The sequence below is a fragment of the Fictibacillus sp. Mic-4 genome (genome assembly GCF_049843615.1).
Taxonomy (GTDB): Bacteria; Bacillota; Bacilli; order Bacillales; family Fictibacillaceae; genus Fictibacillus_A; species Fictibacillus_A gelatini.
Genome location: NZ_JBBHZM010000014.1, coordinates 40644 through 58528 on the forward strand (window position 1 = coordinate 40644; position 17885 = coordinate 58528).

The following is a 17885-nucleotide window of genomic DNA, read 5'->3' on the forward strand; positions in this document are numbered from 1 at the left end:
GAATCCATCCACCCGTAAATTGTGTGGATGGATTTACTACGAGACTCATAATTTTCATGATATCGGTCATACTAACTGGTATAAAAATACAAGGAGGCTCGGGCATGAAAATAAAAATAATGGCACTCTCAGTAGCAGTGTTTTTGATGTTGGGAGGTTTTAGCTTTAAAGCGGGGGCTGAAACAAAGGTAAGATCGGTAAATCATCTCGCTATGCACCATCATCATATGAAAAGCGGAACCTGGCTTTCCGAAGTTCACTTTTGGAACTATGTCGCTAATCACTATAATGAACTGGATAAAGAGCATAAAGCGCATGTCGACAAGCGAGCAGAAAAACTGGCGAAACATTATCAAATTAAAGATAAGAATACAGCGGCTATTGCCAAACAAATTGTAAATAAAAAATTGGAATTACATAAAGCGCAAATTTATGAAATGGCCAAACGTGAAAAGATTGCGACGAAAAACAAATCGCTCAAACAAGTAATGAATGACATAACTGCAAAACGAACTGAAAGAATCAAAACGTTTTTACACAATAAAGCAAAAGCTTTAGGGATTTCAACGGAAGGGAAATCATTAAAGCAGATTTTCAGGGAGATTCACGCAAAAGAAATTCAAAAATACGGTTCTCCAAACTAAAGACGGCGGCATGCCGTCTTTTAGTTTGGGGCTTTTTTATAATTGGCGTTTCTTAATAGTAGAAACAATGAATGAAAATTTGTTTTATATACGTCTAATCTAAAAGAGGGAGATAAAAAAGGGGGAGCGCCATGAAGATCTTGCTGAAAATGATTATTCAATGGATTTTAACCGTTGTTTCGATTATTTTAATCAGCGGTTTACCGGCACTTATTATGCAGAAGGATTTCAGGCTTTATGTTCAAAAGGTGAAGGAGGTAGCGTTATGGTTATATAGGGCAGGGGACATGACGTATTTTTATAAAGGAAGGGAGATGCCGCTTTTTCCGGAGGTTTTAAGCCCGTACTTTTATTCATTAACGATTTTAATCATTTCATTACTTTCGGCATATGTAATGGCTCAACTATTAACATGGGTAACGCTGTTGTTGCCTACTTTTCTAAGAAAATTAATTAAAAATGTGCTTACATTTTTTGAGTCATTGCCAGATTTGCTTGTATTTGCCCTTATGCAAATTTTTATCGTCTATTTCTATAAAAAAACGCATATTTTGCTTTCAAATGTTGCGGCAATGGGTGAGCAGCGAATTTATATCGTTCCTATCGTTTGTTTGATGATTTTGCCGACGATTTATTTTTATAAAATGATGGTATTGCTTGCTGAAGAGGAAAGTCAAAAGCCATATTTCGAATTTGGCCGGGCAAAAGGGCTTAAGGATGTGTATGTTTATTTATTTCATGTCACGAGAAATACGCATGAAAATTTGTTTCACTTTTCGAAAACGGTCCTCTGGTTTATGATATCCAATTTGCTATTAGTCGAGTGGATTTTTAACATGAACGGTATTACCCATTACATGTACGATGATTTCCGGCCGGAAATTTTGGCGATTTGCCTTATTTTAATTGCAGTGCCGTTTTTCGTACTGTATGCCTTGCTGGAATGGCTTCTTTCCAGGAAGATGAAGGAAGAGGTGGCATTATGATTCGCAGCGTTAAATTTTGGATCGGATTATCGATTATTCTCTTGTTGGTTACAGGGAGTTTCATTCATACGTTTATCTTTGACAGCTATATTCGCCAGCAGCAAATTATCTATGATAACCATCGCAATGTGATCGGTGCGGCACCATTTCCTCCTTCGTTAAAGTTTCCGTTAGGGACGGATAAACTGGGCTATGATATTGGATTAAAGGTGTTGCAAGGAGCGAAATTTACAATCTGTTTTGCTGTGTTGATTGCGCTTGTAAGAGTAATTATCTCATTATTTGTTGCGATTCCGTATGCGTTTTACATCCGTTCAAGTATGAGGTTATGGCTTGAGAAACTATTAAGCTCGTTTTATTATGTGCCACTTACTATACTCGCAATCTTTATATTAACACCGATTTTACAAAATACAGCGAACGGTTTTCTTTACAGTTTTCCGATGCGAATCATTCTGGAAGTTGTTATTTTAACTGTCCTGGTTGTACCGTTAATTAGTGTCATGATTGGAAATATGATGGCGGCCTTAATGAAAGAGGAGTTTATCGAAGGGGCGAAAGTGCTTGGGGCAAGTAAATGGCGGATCTTTCATAAACATTTGCTTCCCCATTTAGTGCCGAAAATGTTAATCGTTTTTACCCAGCAATGTGTCCAAGTTTTAATTATTTTTATCCACCTCGGGTATTTTAAACTGTTTTTTGGCGGCTCGTTTATTGATTTTAACCAGATGGCTCCTGATCCACCACGTTCTTTATCGAATGAATGGTCAGGATTGATCGGTAATTATTATATTGAAATCTTTACCCATCCGTTTGTGGCAATAGGTCCAATCATCATGTTTGCGATCGTCATATACGCTTTTAATTTAATCACAGAAGGGATGCAGACACATTTTAGTCAAAACAAACAAACTTTGAAAAAAGGTAAGAAAAACAAAAAGGCAACTTTGCAGCAGCAGCCAACTATAGAAAAAACAGAAAACAAGTTTACATTCATTGATCAAAAAGGGGCATAGCGAAAAACAGTAAGGCAGTTTCGGTCAGCCTTTTCTTCTTCTAGAGATACTTAACCTCCCACCTCTCACTTCTCACCTCTAGAAGTCATATGATAAAGAAGCACGCGCAAAGAAGAGGTGGGGAGAATTGATCTATGTAAATGGCATGCCTGTGAATGCCTCAATGATTGAGAATATAAAGCAGCTTGATCAACAAGAAAAACAGATTGCAATGAAATTGATCAACAGCAGGGAAGAATTTGTGTATCAAACTGTCAGGCAACTAACGTTTGAAACCAAATTTAGAAAAAACATTGTGGCCGCCTGCTATGCACTAAAAAAAAGCAATCCTGGTTTTGCATCATTCAGTACGGCAAGATGCAATCCGGCTTATTGGTTATTAACGAGATACGGAGGTTTTTTACTAAGGCCGGATGTTACTCCAAGTGCCGCCATTAATGATATTTACATTAATGGAAAATTATATGCATTTGAATGTACAACCGGAATTATGATTCTACTATATAAAGGTGTGCTTGATACAATTGGTGAAGTGAAATTTAACCAGCTTTTTAGAGGGCTGTTATTGTGGAGCACAGAACATGATGAAGACTTGCAGCTTGTAGCCGTCCAGGGCGATTCAATGCCCGGTGATGTCCTTTATATAAAAAATCCCGAGTTTCATCCGTTAACCCCTCAATGGCAAGGAGAAAACATTATCGATTTAGGTAATGGAACGTATTTTGGCCACGGAATTGGCATCGGAACACTCGAAAGCATTATTGAAATTTTAAATCAAAGAAGAAGACCGGGTGCGACCGTTTCTGCTTTTTTAACGAATCAAATCATCCGCCCGAATTACAGGTTGATGGCAGAATATACGGGTCACCCGATACGGAGATTGTTAGCGTAACGTACGATAAAGAAAAGACGTTTGCCGATGGCCGGCAAACGTCTTTCATACTTATATACCTTCTCCTTGCATATTTTGCAGGGCGTTTGTTTCTTCACCCTCTTTTTCCCACGCAACGAGCACGACATTTAACTCATTTTCCAGCTGTTTAATTTTTGTTTTTTGCAGTTCATTTAATTGGGCCAGTGTAAAACTCATCTGGAGGTCACCTTCCTTTTCCTTACCAGTTTGCCCAGGTTTATGCGATACATTCTTAATAGAAAAACACACTTTGGCAAAGCGCCAAAGTGTGATTCAGATTAATTAATATATTGCATTGGATTTACCGCGTTTGATTTTTGATAATTCCACTCGCCTTTATGGATTTCAAAGTGTAAATGTTGTCCGGTTGACCAGCCAGTGCTTCCCATATAGCCGATGACCTGACCCTGATGAACGGTCTGACCGTTAGACACTTGACGGCTTCTCATGTGCGCATAAACGGTTGTGTATAATTGCCCATCAATGTAATGAGAAATGAATACACAATTTCCGTAGCTTGATGATAAATAAGAACGAATGACCGTTCCGTCAGCTGCAGCAACAATTGGAACCGTTCCCGGTGCAGCAATATCAACCCCCGGATGGAAACCAGAGTATTCTCCGCTTCTAGAGCCAAAGCCGGATGTAAAGGCGCCTGCAGCCGGTTTAATAAACATACCATGTCCGCTCGGCGTTGGGGCCGGTGTAGGTTCCGGGCTGCTTGAACTGTGAGAGCTTGAAGAACTTGAGTGACCGGAAGATGCCGGTTTGGAAGCTTGCGCCGCTTTTGCCTGTGCTGCTTTTGCAGCCGCCGCTTCTCTTGCTTTTCTAGCTGCTTCTTCTTTTTTAGCACGTTCGATTTCTGCTTTAACCGCTTCTTCCTGAGCTGCTAAAATCGCATCTCTTTCTTTCAAATCTTTCATTTCAGCATCAATATGATCTTTTTTTTTCTTTAACTTTTTGACGATATTCTTTTTATCCGCTTTTTGTTTATTTAAATCTGATTTAAGAGCATTCAATTCATTTAGTTTTGCATTTAATGAAGCTAATTTAGATTCAACCCGGACTTTTTTCTCTTCGACATTTTTCTTATCTTCTCTTTGCTCTTTTAAAATATTTTCATCCGATTGGGCAATCACGTTTAATGAAACCATGCGGTCGATGAAATCTCCGAAGCTTTTAGAACCAAGAATTACGTCTAAATAGCCGGTAGACCCGCCGCTTTCATACATGGAGCGAACCCTTTCCTTTAAAATGGCATCGCGCTCTTTAATCCGTTTTTCCAGTACTTTGATTTCTTTTTGCAACTTTTCAATTTCGGACTTCGTTTTTGAAATGGCTTGCTTCTTCGATTCAATTTCATTTTCAGTTGTCGCCAGTTTCTCATTAATTTGGCTTAAATCGTTCAACAGATCTTTCTGTTGCTCTTTTACTTTGCTCATTTCCTTGTTTTTCTTTGCCTTTTTTGCCGCATTTTCCGCTTGCTTCTTATGTATGTCACTTAATGATTCCGCATGAGCCGTAGTATATGTAAATGCTCCGAATCCCAGACTGAGAGATAGTGCTGTAATCGCAATCTTTCGTTTCAAAACTAATACTCCCCTTCTCTTAATCTCATTATCACAAAGGTTATTATACCACTGAAAAATCGTTTGTTTCTCTGTCATTACTATTACAATTATATTTCAAAATGTTACAAAAGCCGATAATGCTAGACAAAAAATGCAAGAAAAGTGGCTTTTATTTGTCTGTTAAGTGCATATGATAGCCTGTGAAACAGGCAATATGCTATAGTTGAATTGAAGTTCAGAAAATTCGGGATAATAGAATGATAGAATGGGTGTGATTGGGAAAATGGATCAAACGCTGAAAATGTTTAAAGAGCTGACAGAGGCACATGGTGTCCCGGGAAATGAGCGTGAAGTAAGAAAAGTAATGGAAAAATACATCATTCCATTTGCTGACTCTATTCAATATGATCATCTTGGAAGTTTGATTGCCGAGCAAAAAGGAACATCTGAAGGGCCGCGGATTATGGTTGCAGGTCATTTAGATGAAATCGGATTTATGGTAACAAAAATTACCGAAGAAGGATTTTTGAGAATTGAACCACTTGGTTTCTGGTGGACGCAAAATATGATGGCCCAGAAAGTTAAAGTCATTACGAGGCAGAAAGAAGTAAAGGGGATTATCGGATTTAAATTTCCGGAAACAAACCGGGAGAAAACTGTAGAAATGAAAGATATGTTTATCGATATAGGAGCGGAAAGCAAAGAACAAGCAGTCGAATATGGAGTTAGACCGGGCGATATGGTTATTCCTGATACAGAATTGACGCAGTTGGAAAATCCAAAATTGTTAGTGGCCAAAGCGTGGGATAATCGCATTGGTTGTTCTATTACAATCGAATTGCTAAAACAATTAAAGGAAACGGAACATCCAAATACTGTATTTGGGGTTGGGACGGTGCAAGAGGAAATCGGATGTCGAGGTGCCAAAACATCAACAGAAGCTGTTGCCCCTGATGTAATGTTTGCGGTAGATGTAACGATTGCGAATGATGTACCGGGAGATAAGTCAACATCAAAAATGGGTAAAGGCCCGGTCATCTTCATTAAAGATTCCTATCATATTCCTCATAAAGGACTGCTTGATTTTGTAATTGAAACAGCTGAAGAAGAACAAATCCCATATCAATTGGATGCTGTTAGCGGCGGAACGGATGCCGGGGCTGCGCAATATTTTGGGAGGGGGGTCCCTTCCATTGCGATTACCGTCCCGACCCGTTATATTCATAGCCACACAGGACTATTAAACCGTGATGATTTTGAAAATGCCGTAGCGTTAATAAAATCATGTATACGCAAAATGGACAGCACCTGGCTGAAAAATTTACACGACAATCAGTAAAAGAAAAATTCACCACAAAGTAGGCGTACTCGACTTGATCCACTTGATTAAAGTCGAGTTTTTTATTCCAAAAAAAGCATAGTATTTCCAGTAACTGTGTTACATAATAGGAGGGAACACACTGAAAGGGATGACAAAGGTTGAAAAAAATAGCCGTAGTAGGATTACTCTTCATTTGCATTTTGTCGGGCTGCAGTGAAAAACAAATAAGCTCTTATGCGTCGGATCGCAGGATAAGCTTTCCGGAAATGATGAAGATGGAAGAGAAAATGGTCGATATTAAAGGGCAAACTCTTTATTTTAAAAAAATTGGCAATGGCAAGTATCCGCTCCTTATGCTGCATGGTTTCGGTGGTTCTTCCGATGGGTTTAAAGCCGTTTATCCAGCGCTATCCAAACAATTTACAATTGTTTCGGTCGATCTATTAGGGTTCGGCAGATCATCTAAACCGATGAATTTTTATTATTCGTTCCAAACGCATGCCAACCTTTACTACAAGTTAATGAAAAAACTCGGGTATACAAAATTTGCCGTACTCGGCCATTCGATGGGAGGGGAAATTGCCCTTAATCTAAGTTACCTTTACCCCGGGGCCGTGAGCCACCTTGTATTAATTGATGCACCGGGTGTAGAATCCCTGACAGCGGGCATGCCAGGTAAAAAGCCAATATTTAATGATTCACTGTCCAACGTTTCTGAAGTAATGGCGTACAATGAACGATTGGTGAAAAACAATCGCAACGATCATCGTCACTATAAAGAGATATACAAACAGCGGCCGAGACGTTTGCGGATTGCAGCAAAAGAAATGACATTGCCGACGTTAATTGTCTGGGGACGAAAAGACAGGGCCGTTCCGGTTGCTAGTGGCGAGCAATATCACCGTCTTTTGAAAAATAGCGAATTTCATATCATTGAAAAAGGGTATCATGCTCCATTTCGCCAATACCCTGAAGAGTTTATGGGCATTGTTAACACATTTTTTCGTAAATATCCCACTAATCAACTTCAGTAAATGGGAAGCCTGCATATTGTAATGCGGGCTTAGAAAATTTTTTGAATAATAATTCAAATCCGAATCGTCAATAGTAGTTGAAAAGGGGGAGGGTTGTAGTGAGGGGAAAGAGAATGGCCATGCCTGCCGGAAAAGAGAAATGGATCTACTATCAATCACGGGAAGAAATACTGCATCAATTAATGGACATGTATGAGCAAAGCGTCATTCGCCTTGCTTATACGTATGTGCGGGATCGAAGAGCTGCGGAAGATATCGCCCAGGAGGTATTTGTCCGTTGTTATATGCATATTGACGGATTCCGCCATGAAGCCTCATTAAAAACATGGGTGTTTACGATAACCGCCAATCTTTGTAAAGATTATTTAAGAAGCGGCTGGAAAAAGTACATAAATGTCGTTGACCTTATGGTAAAGTTGAAAAAATCCGATCCATCCACACCCGAACTGAAAGTTGTGCAAAAAAGCGAACAGGAAGAATTGATAAACGGCGTATTTACATTGCCGATCAAATACCGTGAAGTCATCATCCTGCATTATTATCAAGATTTGTCGATTAAAGAAATGGCGGAAGTTTTACAGAAAAAAGAAGCAACCATTCGGACACGCTTGCAACGGGCAAGGGAAATGCTTAAAGGGAAGCTCCAGCAGAAAGGGGTGAAAGGATGGAGCGACAATTAAAAGATTTACCCCATCTTTTAAACGAAGGAGAACTAAAGCATGTAACGTTTACCGAAGAAGGCCGCCGCAATGTGTTTCGAAAAATTCATCGGATGAATGCCCGCAAAAAGCCCTCCTTTTTTTCTAAGTTTCTCCATCAAGGGCTTACCTTTATCGTGTGTGGTTTGTTGCTCTTTTTTATCCTTCAAGTAGCTGGCGGAAAAGTCGAAGAGAAACGTGATGGTAAAGAGCGGACTAAAGAAAATCAGGTGAGAGCCATCCCTTATGTGAATTTAGCCATTTTGACAAGTGTTCAAAAACAGATGATGGCAGGGAAAAAAGTCAACGATCTATATGGTTACCAATCGGGTGAAACATTGAACATTGCTTTCGTTTTTGCGAAACATGTGAGCAAACAAGAAAAACATAAAATTGCAGAAACAGTATTAAAAAAAATATCCCACCTGATGCTTGATGAACCGTATAATAAACAGAATGGCCTGGGCGGGCTATGGAACAAGCTGCATGTGACCATTCAGGTTGGCATAAGTGATGATTCAATCGATTATCCTTACCATTGGCCTTATTTTAAAACCGAAGGCGTTAAAATGACATGGGATAAGAAAATTAGATGGGGATCGTTTGATGAAGAAGATGTAGAGCAGGGAGTAAAGAAGTCTGGTGTATTGAGCTCTCTCTGCCCATTATTTTTATTGTTTCAATGTGATATAGCCATCTGTAATGGAGCGGGATTCATTTTCCCGCTCCGATTTTTTTAAGAAAGATTTAAGAATTTTTGAACGGTCTTGTTAAGAATCATTCGCTAACATTACATGGAACCGGTTGACAATTTTGAGTTCTGTTTGTATTATGTGTACTATACATTATAATACACATTAGATAAGGAGGATTATCTTGATAGAAGTGAAAAATTTATCACACAGCTTTAATCTGGGAAAGAAAGAGAGGAAACGAGTTGTTCCAGTCTTACATACGATTAATCTTCAAGTAAAGAAAGGAGAAATTGTTGCCATAGTTGGGCGAAGCGGTTCAGGCAAATCGACATTGCTTAATTTGATCAGCGGGTACATGAAACCGGTAAAAGGAGAAATTATCATTAATGGAACAAATGTTACGCACTTTAGCGAAGGGCAATGGGCTGATTTTCGCCTGATGCATTTAGGATTTATATTTCAAAGCTTCCAATTGATCCAGAGCATGACAGCTTATGAAAATATAGAATTACCCCTCGTGTTAAAGGGCGCAAACGAACAAGAACGGAAACAACAAACGGAGGCTATGTTGAAAAAAGTAGGATTAGAAGAATACGGCGGACATTACCCCTCGGAATTATCGGGAGGACAGCAGCAACGCGTCAGCATTGCACGTGCGTTAGTTGTTAACCCTCCCATCATTCTTGCAGACGAACCGACGGGAAGTCTTGACAGCGAAAATGAACAGTCTCTCCTTACCTTTATTCAAGAATTGAATCAAGAGCTTGGTATCACTTTTTTAATCATTACCCATGATGAAGAGGTGGCATCTATTGCTCATAGAAAGATAGAAATTAAGGATGGAAGTCTGCTAGAAGGGAGAGTTTTTCATGAGATTCAAGGATAAATATCGGTTCGTTCGGGCGAATATGAAGAAAAACAAAATGCGGATATTTATGACCGTATTAGCAGCAACAATAGGCTGTTCGTTTTTAATCGTTCTTGCCTCTGTCGGATTTGGACTGCATCAGTATATAGCGAATGATATTATGAGCCGCAAGCTAGTTAATCAAATTGAAGTCCATAGTGAAAAAGGACCTTTAACGGAAAAGGATGTCAAGAAACTAGAAACATTAAAAGGAATTAAGGCGGTTACAACAAAAAACTATAGCGAAGCAAGTAAAATCTCTTTTCGTAATTACGAAGGGGATCTGCCTGTAGTGTCGGTAAATATGGAACAAGAAAAGAAAGCGGGCTTTGAATTAAGTGAGGGAAGGCTGCCGAAATCTGAAAATGAAATCGTTGTCGGGTATAGTAGCAGTCAAGCTTTTATAAAAAAAGGAGTAAACAAAGAGGATTCCGGATTGACCGAGAAAGAGGTTAAAGAAAAGCTTGAAGAAAATCGGTATAGAGGTAAGTTGCTTGGAAAAACGGTTCAATTAGAAGTGCAGAAGAGAGATGGCAAAAAAGTGAAAAAAATTCCGCTGACGATCGTTGGTATCGGGAAGAAGCCGAAGAAAGCATGGATCGACGATCGTTCTGTCTACATTTCCGAAACCGTCCTTCATACAATTAATCGTTATATCGGTGAACGTCAGCAGGAAAAAAAGCAAGAAGGCTCTACCCGGACGTATGATGAAGTTAATGTATATACGAAATCAATGGATGATGTCAAAACGTTTACGGAAAAGATAAACGATTTGGGATATCAAACGTATTCGGTATACAGTGAATTGAAAGAAGTGAACCTTATATTTATGATCATTAAAGTCGGCTTAATTTTCGTTGGAACGATTGCCGTACTCATTGCTTCTATCGGTATTTTTAACACGATGACGATGGCCGTTACGGAACGCGCCCAGGATATTGGCATTATGAAGGCGATCGGAGCACATCCTCAAACGATTAAACGTATTTTCTTAATGGAGTCCAGTTTTATCGGATTGCTTGGAGCACTTCTTGGAACGTTAATTGCTTATATTATCAGTTTTGCGGTGAACTTGATTTTACCGATTGTGATTAAGCAGTTTACAGGGGAAAATGTCCCGGGCGACCTTTCTTTCTCTTATATTCCGTTGTCTTTAACGTTAATTGCTACTGTCATTTGCATTGTCGTAACGCTCATTTCTGGTTGGCGACCCGCCAGAAAAGCGACACAGGTAGATGTACTACAAGCGCTGCGTCGTGATGTTTAGAAAGGGGGATTCTTCAGAAATTTAAAATAAACGGAAAAATCGTGGAACAAGAACTTGAAACAAACAATTTAGGCAAATCATGTTTGAAACCTCCCTTTATTGGCGGACACTACAAGTGGATGCTTAAATCCAAAGAGAAAAAAAGGGAGGTTTTTCAATTGAAAAAATGGATGACGATGTCGATGTCGTTTGTTTTGGCGGCGGTACTTACGGCATGTGCCGATCATGACCATGCCAAACAACAGACGAATCACAAGCAAAAAGCGCAGGTTGTTTCAAAAATGGAGAGAGCGAAAACAGTTAAAGTCAACCTGGTCAATGCGGAAGGTAAATCAGCAGGATATGCGACACTTATGCAAGTCGTTGATGGAGTAAAGGTAAGAGTGTACGCTTCTGGCCTGGCTCCGGGAAAGCATGGCATTCACTTTCATGAAAAAGCGATTTGCAAAGCCCCAACCTTTAAGTCAGCAGGAGCGCATTTTAATCCATACGGGAAACACCACGGCTTTTTAAACCCGAAAGGACCACATGTCGGCGACCTTGAAAATATCATTGCGGATCAAAAAGGACGTGCACGAGCGGAATTTATTACCGGATTAGTAACACTTGAAAAAGGCAAGCCAAACTCGCTTTTGGATGCTGATGGATCCGCATTGGTCATTCATGCAAAAGCGGATGATTATCGAAGTGATCCAGCAGGAAATGCAGGCGATCGCGTGATGTGTGGAATGATAAAATAAAATGGTGTGAGGATTTTTCCTCACACCATTTTATGAAAGCTGATGCAACGTAATTTCGGGGCGGCTGCCGATCCGAATATTGACACCAGTTTGCCCTAACCCTTCACTAATATAAAAAGGTTTTCCTTTATGATAATGAAGCCCTTTGATCATATTCATGCCGACTAGCTTGCCCATTTTCTTAAGATGATAAGGTTTTGGCCAATGAATCTGGCCTCCATGGAAATGTCCTGATAGAAGGTAGTCAAAATGGAAGTTATCCATCTCCAATACGACATTAGGATCATGTGTTAATACAAGGTTATATCCTTCTTTGACCCCTTCAAACGATTGGGCTAAATTACTCCGGTTTGTGCTATAGTCATCAATTCCAATAATGTTTAATAGATTGCCCTCAATTTCGATTGTTATATTCTCGTTTTGCAATGTGCGGCAACCGTTAGATTCAAGTGTTTCTTTCAATCTATCAAAATGCTCCCCTTTTAACACATAATCATGATTCCCAAAAACAGCGAACGTTCCATAGGTAGGATTGATTTTTTGCAATACTTGAAGATACGGAACGAGCTTAGGAATGCTTCTTTTGCGATCAAGAAAATCACCAGTTAAAGCAATTATATCAATAGTGTCATGGCGTATTTGTTCATATAATTCAGCAGGGGAAACAGAAATATTTTCAAGATGAATATCAGAAAGGTGCAAAACCGTTAATTTAGAAATGGAATCCTTTTTGTCCGGGGTTTCGAGTGAAATGGTGTTAACTTCAACTTTTTTTGTGTTTTTATTTGCTTTATATAAAATCATTAATAAAACGAAAAATAAAAGAACATACCAGATCATAAAAAATATCCCCTCCCATTTACAGTATAGTGAATGAGAGGGTGGTAAACCAATAGGCGATTACTGGGAGTTTCCAGTTGGTCTATAATATTTATTAAGTAGCTGATCTTTTGACATTACTAAGTAGATAGGTGAATGTTTATGGAAATTTTTTATAGAAAAATGCGAGGTAGACAGCAAGAAAATAGGCAGCTGTGTAATAAATTTGAACCATTTATAGATCCGGCTAACAGGGGAAAAACATTCAAACCCAAGAGCACGGAAGCCTTTGTTAATCATTGTAATTCCAATAATTCCCTTTATTTCTTTTTCTAATGAATGATTATTTATATATTTCGCTAATTCTGGCATGGAATCATAAATGAGTTTATGAATTAATTTTCCTTTGCTTAAAGGGTTGGAGAGCAATTTAATTTCTTTTAATAAACGGGCATTATGCAAATGAATTTTTATGAGCAGGTCATTTTTAACGATCCTTGAACCGTCGGATAGAATCACGTCTCTTCCTTTATATTTTGTAAGCCTGACCCTGAAAATGTTCTTTTTTTCCTGATCAATATACGTTAATCGTGTAAGTACAAAATAAATCGGGTCTAAGAAACTCCAAATAGATAAAAAGTAAAGTCTGACGTTCATATTTTCTTTCATTCCCCCTTTCTTGTTTTAGGATATCTAAAAACAAATCGTTGTATTGATGGAAAAGAAAGGATGAAACGGCTTCCTGGAAAAGTACCATACTAAAGGAAAAAACAAGGGAGACTATTTTATATGAAAAAGGTTTTGTTTTTGCCTTTTTTGCAAATTTCATCAGGACACCATCAAGTCGCGAATGCATTAATAGCAAATATAAAGAAAATAGATCCTTTCATCCAATGTAAAAAAGTCGATATATTAACTTATACATTTGGGAATTTAGAATCTTTAATATCAGGGGCTTATTTGCGCTGGATTAATTTAGCCCCGGGTTTATACAGCTGGCTCTATAAAAAATCGGTTTATGAACAGTTAGATAAAAACAAACGTTTTTTCTTTTATGAATGCCTTTTTTTAAAAAGCATGTTTAACTTAATACGCGAAGAGCAACCGGATTTAGTCATTTGCAGTCATTCACTTCCGTCCTATTTGCTCAATCGCTTAAAACTAAATGGAAGAATTAATGTTCCGGTTATAAATGCCTATACGGACTTTTTTATTCATCACATATGGGGGATTTCAGCGATTGAATACCACTTTGTTCCGAACGGAGCGTTAAAAAAATGGCTAATGCAAAAAGGGGTGAATGAGAACCGGATTTGGGTGACCGGAATTCCTGTCCATCCTGAAATTGAACGTCGCGAAAGCATGTTCCAGCATAAAAAGAAGTACAATGTTTTAGTGACCGGTGGAAGTCTCGGAGTTGGGCCGATGGACACGCTTTTGAATACTCCGTTTCAAATGAACCGATTGCATTATTATGTATTGTGCGGAAAAAACGAAAAGTTATATTATCGTATTAAAAAATTAAATAAAGAGACTGTGACGCCTTTGCCTTATATCTCTTCGAGAGCGGAAATGAATGCATTGTACGATAAAATGGACGCCGTTCTTTCTAAACCCGGAGGCGTGACCGTAAGCGAATGCCTCATGAAACGATTACCTTTTTTTATTTATCACGCGCTTCCAGGGCAGGAAGAATTGAATATGGACTATTTAACAAAGGCTGGCATTGCTTTTCGTTTACCGGAATGGAAAATGAAACAACACGAAAATAGGCTTCTCTCATTTTTAGATTGTCCTACGAAAAAAGAAGAGTACATCAATGCCATTCGCCGCTGCTTCTCAGAAAGAATAGATCTATCTTCTTCTTTAAAAATGGTGCTGCAATCATGTGTACCGGGTGATGGAAAAATGTGAATATAGGAAATTTCCATTTAAGGCTTTTCTTCTATGTAAAAGTAAAGTATAATGTGCCTATCTTCATAGAACTCGTATAATCGCAGGAATAAGGCCTGCAAGTTTCTACCGGATTACCGTAAATAATCCGACTACGGGTGACGCAAATATAGAACGGTTAGAGCAGTTTTTTGCCCTGGCACTAGTTCTTTTTTCTTTCGAATTAAACTCGAAGGATTGCTTCACTTTGTAGCGATTCTTCGAGTTTTTTATTTTTATGTTAAAGGGTGAGGGTAATGAACTTTCTTGAGAAAGTAATTTGTGAGGAAGGTACGGTATTGTCCGACAACATTTTAAAGGTTGATTCATTTTTGAACCATCAAATAAAACCGGAAGTTATGCTAGAGATCGGAAAGGAGTTCAGCCGTCGTTTTAAAAACGACCCGATCACAAAGATTTTAACGATTGAGTCATCCGGAATTGCACCAGCGGTTATGGCGGGGTTAGAAATGAATGTACCAGTTGTTTTTGCCCGCAAAAAGAAATCGTTAACATTAAATCAAGATTTGATTACGGCTCAAGTCTATTCGTTTACGAAACAAGAAACGAATGAAATATCGGTTTCGAATAAATGGCTGCTCCCTGAAGACCATGTGCTCATCATTGATGATTTTCTTGCCCATGGAGAAGCCGCACTTGGACTTGCTTCATTAGTAAAGCAAGCAGGAGCGACTATTAGCGGCATCGGAATCGTCATTGAAAAATCCTTTCAGGCTGGTCGCCGGAAGCTTGAAGAAGAAGGGTACCGAATTGAATCTTTAGCACGAATTGGCTCTCTTTCAAACGGAAAAGTAACTTTTGTTTCTGAAGAGGTGGCATGCAATGAATAAAGGAAAAGTGTTTTCTTTAGGCTTTCAACACGTGCTTGCAATGTATGCAGGGGCCGTTATCGTTCCATTAATCATCGGGCAACAATTACATCTTACAACGGAGCAGCTTTCTTATTTAGTATCGATCGATTTAGCGACTAGCGGGCTAGCCACATTGCTTCAAGTTTGGAGCAATCGATTTTTTGGCATAGGATTGCCGGTTGTTCTCGGATGTACATTTACGGCGGTGGGCCCGATGCTTGCCATCGGTAAATCATTTGGTATGACGGCCATTTACGGTTCTATTATTTTCTCTGGACTAATCGTTGTCCTCATTTCAGGGTTGTTTGGGAAAATTGCGAGGCTCTTTCCGCCGATTGTTACTGGATCTGTTATTACGGTGATTGGAGTGACATTAATTCCGGTTGCCATTGAAGATATGGCAGGCGGGAAAGGAAGCCCGGGTTTCGGATCAATAGAAAATCTTATTTTATCGTTCGGCGTTTTGCTTTTTATTATTGTTGTTTATCGTTTTTGCAAGGGATATCTTCGGGCAATCGCTGTATTGCTCGGGATGATTGTTGGAACAATTGCCGCTTATTTGATGGGGATGGTCGATTTAATGCCTGTTAAAGAAGCGTCGTGGTTTCATATGGTGCATCCATTTTATTTTGGTGTTCCTTCTTTTCACTTAAGTGGAATGATTACGATGACGATTGTCGCTATCGTAAGTTTAGTGGAATCTACCGGTGTATTTATGGCATTAAGTGAAATTTGCGAAAAGGATTTAAAGACAAATGATTTAACGAAAGGCTATCGTTCCGAAGGTCTTGCAAGCATTTTAGGCGGTCTTTTTAACGCCTTTCCATATACGACATTTTCGCAAAATGTCGGCCTTCTTCAGCTTTCAGGGGTGAAAACTAAAAATGTCATCTACGCTGCAGGCGGAATACTTGTTGTTTTAGGGTTTGTCCCGAAAATTGCAACCATTACGACATTAATTCCTACTTCCGTATTAGGAGGAGCGATGATGGCAATGTTTGGAATGGTCGTTGCCGCAGGAATTAAGACGTTAAGCAAAGTCGATTTTTCTAAACAAGAAAATTTGTTGATTATTGCTTTATCAGTAGGTGTTGGTCTTGGCGTGACAGTCGAGCCGCAAATGTTTGTAAAACTTCCACAGGGGGTTCAACTCATTACATCGAATGGCATCGTTGCCGGAAGTTTAACCGCGATATTACTGAATATATTGTTTACGTTAAAATCCAAAAAAATGAAAATTCCAGCTTTACACCATAACAAACAACCAATTCAACCGGTTGATAAAAAAATGACATCCACACTTTAAGAAATACGTTTTGTCGTATTTCTTTTTTTTTATTTCCAATTCTGGTTTTCGTTTTGAAGGATGACAATTTCCGATCTTCATACACTAAATGTATTGAATATTTAAAGGAGGTGATAAAGTGAACAGATTAATCGGGATGGCATCCTTGTTTAACCGGCGAAATGGGCGGCTGTTGGACCCTGTTATGAGGAGGTTTGGCTACCGAAGAAATGGAAGAGGTGGCATGCTATTTTCTTCTCTTGCTTTAATCATTGGAATAGCTACAGCATTTTTCGGTATGCAAAAAGGCCGTAATCTGGCAGGTATCACGAATCTCGGTCAATTTCAGAAAAAATAAAGTTTATGCCAAAAATTACAAACATATTTCCTGTACAAGAAAGACATTCTAATTCATGAAGTTGAAAACATTTATTTAAGGAGGTCAAATCATGACAGTTATCAATAATTTAAAACAAACGATTTCCGGATTAAAAAGCGCTCAGGCAAGCTTAGAGGGATTTGCCCTTGATACTGATAACCAACAAGCGAAACAACTTTATAAAAATGCTGCCCAACAAGCTCAAACGATTATTGATACACTCTCTCCACGCTTGCAGCAAGTAGAACAAGAAGAGCCTCAATATAAACAATAATTACGAAATAGCGAAAAAAGGGTGATACATTATATCATCCTTTTTCATCACTACATAGAAACGGAATGATAGGATGCGCAAGAACTATTTATACACATTATTTTTCGTTTTTTCTTTGATTGGCGGGATATCCGGCTGTACGGATCAAAATAAGGAACAATTGAAAACATCCAATATTCATGTGAGCTCGACAAGCCAAAAACCATCAAATACTGCAAAAGAAGCCATTAAAAATATGGAAGAAGTACAGGCGGTAAAAGCGGTCAATTCTGATAAAGAAGTTTATGTCGCGGTGAAAGTTGACCATTTTGACCGGTTTCGTTTAAAGAAACTCTTAAAGACAATAAAAAGTAAAGTGCAAAAACAGGTGCGCGGGAAAGAAGTATACGTTAGTGCGGATAAAAAAATTTACATGTTGTTGTCGGATCTGGAAAATTTGATTCGAACGAAAAAACCTGGCGAAAAAACAATTGAATCGAAATTAAAAGTCATTAAATCGGAAATGAATTCAGATATTTAATAAGAAAAGGGG

21 protein-coding genes and 1 riboswitch are annotated in these 17885 nt (G+C 38.7%); of the genes, 17 read left to right on the plus strand and 4 right to left on the minus strand.

From position 1 onward, the window contains the following. Positions 1 to 104 precede the first annotated feature (104 nt). The 4 genes from WD019_RS10960 (at position 105) to WD019_RS10975 (ending at position 3538) form a co-directional block, all read left to right on the plus strand. On the plus strand, positions 105 to 644 hold the full coding sequence (locus WD019_RS10960) for a hypothetical protein (protein WP_425711507.1): 540 nt from the start codon (positions 105 to 107) through the stop codon (positions 642 to 644). A gap of 131 nt (positions 645 to 775) precedes the next feature. Further along, positions 776 to 1630, plus strand: a complete 855-nt coding sequence (locus WD019_RS10965) for an ABC transporter permease subunit (protein ID WP_425711508.1) — start codon at positions 776 to 778, stop codon at positions 1628 to 1630. Then, positions 1627 to 2646, plus strand: a complete 1020-nt coding sequence (locus WD019_RS10970) for an ABC transporter permease (protein WP_425711509.1) — start codon at positions 1627 to 1629, stop codon at positions 2644 to 2646. Before WD019_RS10965 ends, WD019_RS10970 begins: the two co-directional genes overlap by 4 nt. Before the next feature lie 127 nt (positions 2647 to 2773). Beyond that, complete coding sequence (locus WD019_RS10975) at positions 2774 to 3538, plus strand: protein-glutamine gamma-glutamyltransferase (RefSeq protein WP_425711510.1); 765 nt, start codon at positions 2774 to 2776, stop codon at positions 3536 to 3538. Between the two features lie 51 nt (positions 3539 to 3589). Here WD019_RS10975 and WD019_RS10980 read toward each other — a convergent pair whose 3' ends face one another. Together WD019_RS10980 and WD019_RS10985 are read right to left on the minus strand one after the other, a co-directional pair. Beyond that, positions 3590 to 3736, minus strand: coding sequence for a hypothetical protein (locus WD019_RS10980; protein ID WP_154657969.1), 147 nt, complete (start codon positions 3734 to 3736; stop codon positions 3590 to 3592). A gap of 101 nt (positions 3737 to 3837) precedes the next feature. Further along, positions 3838 to 5148, minus strand: a complete 1311-nt coding sequence (locus WD019_RS10985) for a murein hydrolase activator EnvC family protein (RefSeq protein WP_425711511.1) — start codon at positions 5146 to 5148, stop codon at positions 3838 to 3840. A 256-nt stretch (positions 5149 to 5404) separates the two neighbouring features. Here WD019_RS10985 and WD019_RS10990 point away from each other — a divergent pair, with 256 nt between their 5' ends. From WD019_RS10990 to WD019_RS11020, 7 genes are all read left to right on the plus strand, one after another. Next, on the plus strand, positions 5405 to 6469 hold the full coding sequence (locus tag WD019_RS10990; RefSeq protein ID WP_026677800.1) for a M42 family metallopeptidase: 1065 nt from the start codon (positions 5405 to 5407) through the stop codon (positions 6467 to 6469). Between the two features lie 140 nt (positions 6470 to 6609). Next, positions 6610 to 7485, plus strand: a complete 876-nt coding sequence (locus WD019_RS10995; RefSeq protein WP_026677801.1) for an alpha/beta fold hydrolase — start codon at positions 6610 to 6612, stop codon at positions 7483 to 7485. A gap of 98 nt (positions 7486 to 7583) precedes the next feature. Further along, positions 7584 to 8165 (plus strand): sigma-70 family RNA polymerase sigma factor, encoded by a 582-nt coding sequence (locus WD019_RS11000; protein WP_425711512.1) that lies wholly within the window; start codon positions 7584 to 7586, stop codon positions 8163 to 8165. Beyond that, on the plus strand, positions 8150 to 8923 hold the full coding sequence (locus WD019_RS11005; RefSeq protein WP_425711513.1) for a hypothetical protein: 774 nt from the start codon (positions 8150 to 8152) through the stop codon (positions 8921 to 8923). The genes WD019_RS11000 and WD019_RS11005 overlap by 16 nt, the downstream gene beginning before the upstream one ends. Positions 8924 to 9059: 136 nt before the next feature. Beyond that, positions 9060 to 9764, plus strand: coding sequence for an ABC transporter ATP-binding protein (locus WD019_RS11010; RefSeq protein ID WP_425711514.1), 705 nt, complete (start codon positions 9060 to 9062; stop codon positions 9762 to 9764). After that, positions 9748 to 11052 carry an ABC transporter permease gene (locus WD019_RS11015; protein WP_026677804.1) on the plus strand — a complete coding sequence of 435 codons (1305 nt, stop codon included), beginning with the start codon at positions 9748 to 9750 and terminating at the stop codon, positions 11050 to 11052. The genes WD019_RS11010 and WD019_RS11015 overlap by 17 nt, the downstream gene beginning before the upstream one ends. A 158-nt stretch (positions 11053 to 11210) precedes the next feature. Beyond that, on the plus strand, positions 11211 to 11792 hold the full coding sequence (locus tag WD019_RS11020; protein ID WP_425711515.1) for a superoxide dismutase family protein: 582 nt from the start codon (positions 11211 to 11213) through the stop codon (positions 11790 to 11792). A gap of 30 nt (positions 11793 to 11822) precedes the next feature. Here the strand turns inward: WD019_RS11020 and WD019_RS11025 are convergent, their stop codons facing one another. Both WD019_RS11025 and WD019_RS11030 read right to left on the minus strand, forming a co-directional pair. Beyond that, positions 11823 to 12632: a metallophosphoesterase gene (locus WD019_RS11025; protein ID WP_425711516.1), complete on the minus strand. Its 810-nt coding sequence runs from the start codon at positions 12630 to 12632 to the stop codon at positions 11823 to 11825. Between the two features lie 60 nt (positions 12633 to 12692). Further along, positions 12693 to 13268, minus strand: a complete 576-nt coding sequence (locus WD019_RS11030; RefSeq protein ID WP_425711517.1) for a YkoP family protein — start codon at positions 13266 to 13268, stop codon at positions 12693 to 12695. A gap of 132 nt (positions 13269 to 13400) precedes the next feature. On the opposite strand from WD019_RS11030, the gene WD019_RS11035 reads away from it, so the two are divergent. From WD019_RS11035 to WD019_RS11060, 6 genes are all read left to right on the plus strand, one after another. Then, positions 13401 to 14525 carry an MGDG synthase family glycosyltransferase gene (locus WD019_RS11035; protein ID WP_425711518.1) on the plus strand — a complete coding sequence of 375 codons (1125 nt, stop codon included), beginning with the start codon at positions 13401 to 13403 and terminating at the stop codon, positions 14523 to 14525. Positions 14526 to 14577: 52 nt separating this feature from the next. Beyond that, a riboswitch (purine riboswitch) is annotated at positions 14578 to 14679 on the plus strand. A 121-nt stretch (positions 14680 to 14800) separates the two neighbouring features. After that, entirely contained in the window at positions 14801 to 15394 is a 594-nt protein-coding gene (locus WD019_RS11040) for a xanthine phosphoribosyltransferase (RefSeq protein WP_026677809.1), read from the plus strand. Then, the gene (locus tag WD019_RS11045) at positions 15387 to 16721 is read left to right on the plus strand and encodes a nucleobase:cation symporter-2 family protein (RefSeq protein ID WP_051291457.1); all 1335 of its coding nucleotides are present in this window, start codon (positions 15387 to 15389) and stop codon (positions 16719 to 16721) included. The genes WD019_RS11040 and WD019_RS11045 overlap by 8 nt, the downstream gene beginning before the upstream one ends. 118 nt (positions 16722 to 16839) lie before the next feature. Beyond that, positions 16840 to 17058 carry a hypothetical protein gene (locus WD019_RS11050; protein ID WP_425711519.1) on the plus strand — a complete coding sequence of 73 codons (219 nt, stop codon included), beginning with the start codon at positions 16840 to 16842 and terminating at the stop codon, positions 17056 to 17058. Between the two features lie 91 nt (positions 17059 to 17149). Next, a complete protein-coding gene (locus WD019_RS11055) occupies positions 17150 to 17353 on the plus strand; it encodes a DUF1657 domain-containing protein (protein ID WP_026677811.1) in 204 nt (67 codons plus the stop codon). Positions 17354 to 17426: 73 nt separating this feature from the next. Further along, complete coding sequence (locus tag WD019_RS11060; RefSeq protein WP_425711520.1) at positions 17427 to 17873, plus strand: YhcN/YlaJ family sporulation lipoprotein; 447 nt, start codon at positions 17427 to 17429, stop codon at positions 17871 to 17873. The last annotated feature ends 12 nt before the right edge of the window (positions 17874 to 17885 follow it).

Bases quoted from the DNA above. Each gene is read 5' to 3' on its own strand.
- WD019_RS11015 (WP_026677804.1), top strand. From the start codon at position 9,748: ATGAGATTCAAGGATAAATATCGGTTCGTTCGGGCGAATATGAAGAAA.
- WD019_RS10965 (WP_425711508.1), top strand. From the start codon at position 776: ATGAAGATCTTGCTGAAAATGATTATTCAATGGATTTTAACCGTTGTT.
- WD019_RS11005 (WP_425711513.1), top strand. From the start codon at position 8,150: ATGGAGCGACAATTAAAAGATTTACCCCATCTTTTAAACGAAGGAGAA.
- WD019_RS10970 (WP_425711509.1), top strand. From the start codon at position 1,627: ATGATTCGCAGCGTTAAATTTTGGATCGGATTATCGATTATTCTCTTG.
- WD019_RS11025 (WP_425711516.1), bottom strand. From the start codon at position 12,632: ATGATCTGGTATGTTCTTTTATTTTTCGTTTTATTAATGATTTTATAT.
- WD019_RS11035 (WP_425711518.1), top strand. From the start codon at position 13,401: ATGAAAAAGGTTTTGTTTTTGCCTTTTTTGCAAATTTCATCAGGACAC.
- WD019_RS10960 (WP_425711507.1), top strand. From the start codon at position 105: ATGAAAATAAAAATAATGGCACTCTCAGTAGCAGTGTTTTTGATGTTG.
- WD019_RS11040 (WP_026677809.1), top strand. From the start codon at position 14,801: ATGAACTTTCTTGAGAAAGTAATTTGTGAGGAAGGTACGGTATTGTCC.
- WD019_RS10980 (WP_154657969.1), bottom strand. From the start codon at position 3,736: ATGAGTTTTACACTGGCCCAATTAAATGAACTGCAAAAAACAAAAATT.
- WD019_RS11045 (WP_051291457.1), top strand. From the start codon at position 15,387: ATGAATAAAGGAAAAGTGTTTTCTTTAGGCTTTCAACACGTGCTTGCA.
- WD019_RS11060 (WP_425711520.1), top strand. From the start codon at position 17,427: ATGCGCAAGAACTATTTATACACATTATTTTTCGTTTTTTCTTTGATT.
- WD019_RS11030 (WP_425711517.1), bottom strand. From the start codon at position 13,268: ATGAACGTCAGACTTTACTTTTTATCTATTTGGAGTTTCTTAGACCCG.
- WD019_RS11055 (WP_026677811.1), top strand. From the start codon at position 17,150: ATGACAGTTATCAATAATTTAAAACAAACGATTTCCGGATTAAAAAGC.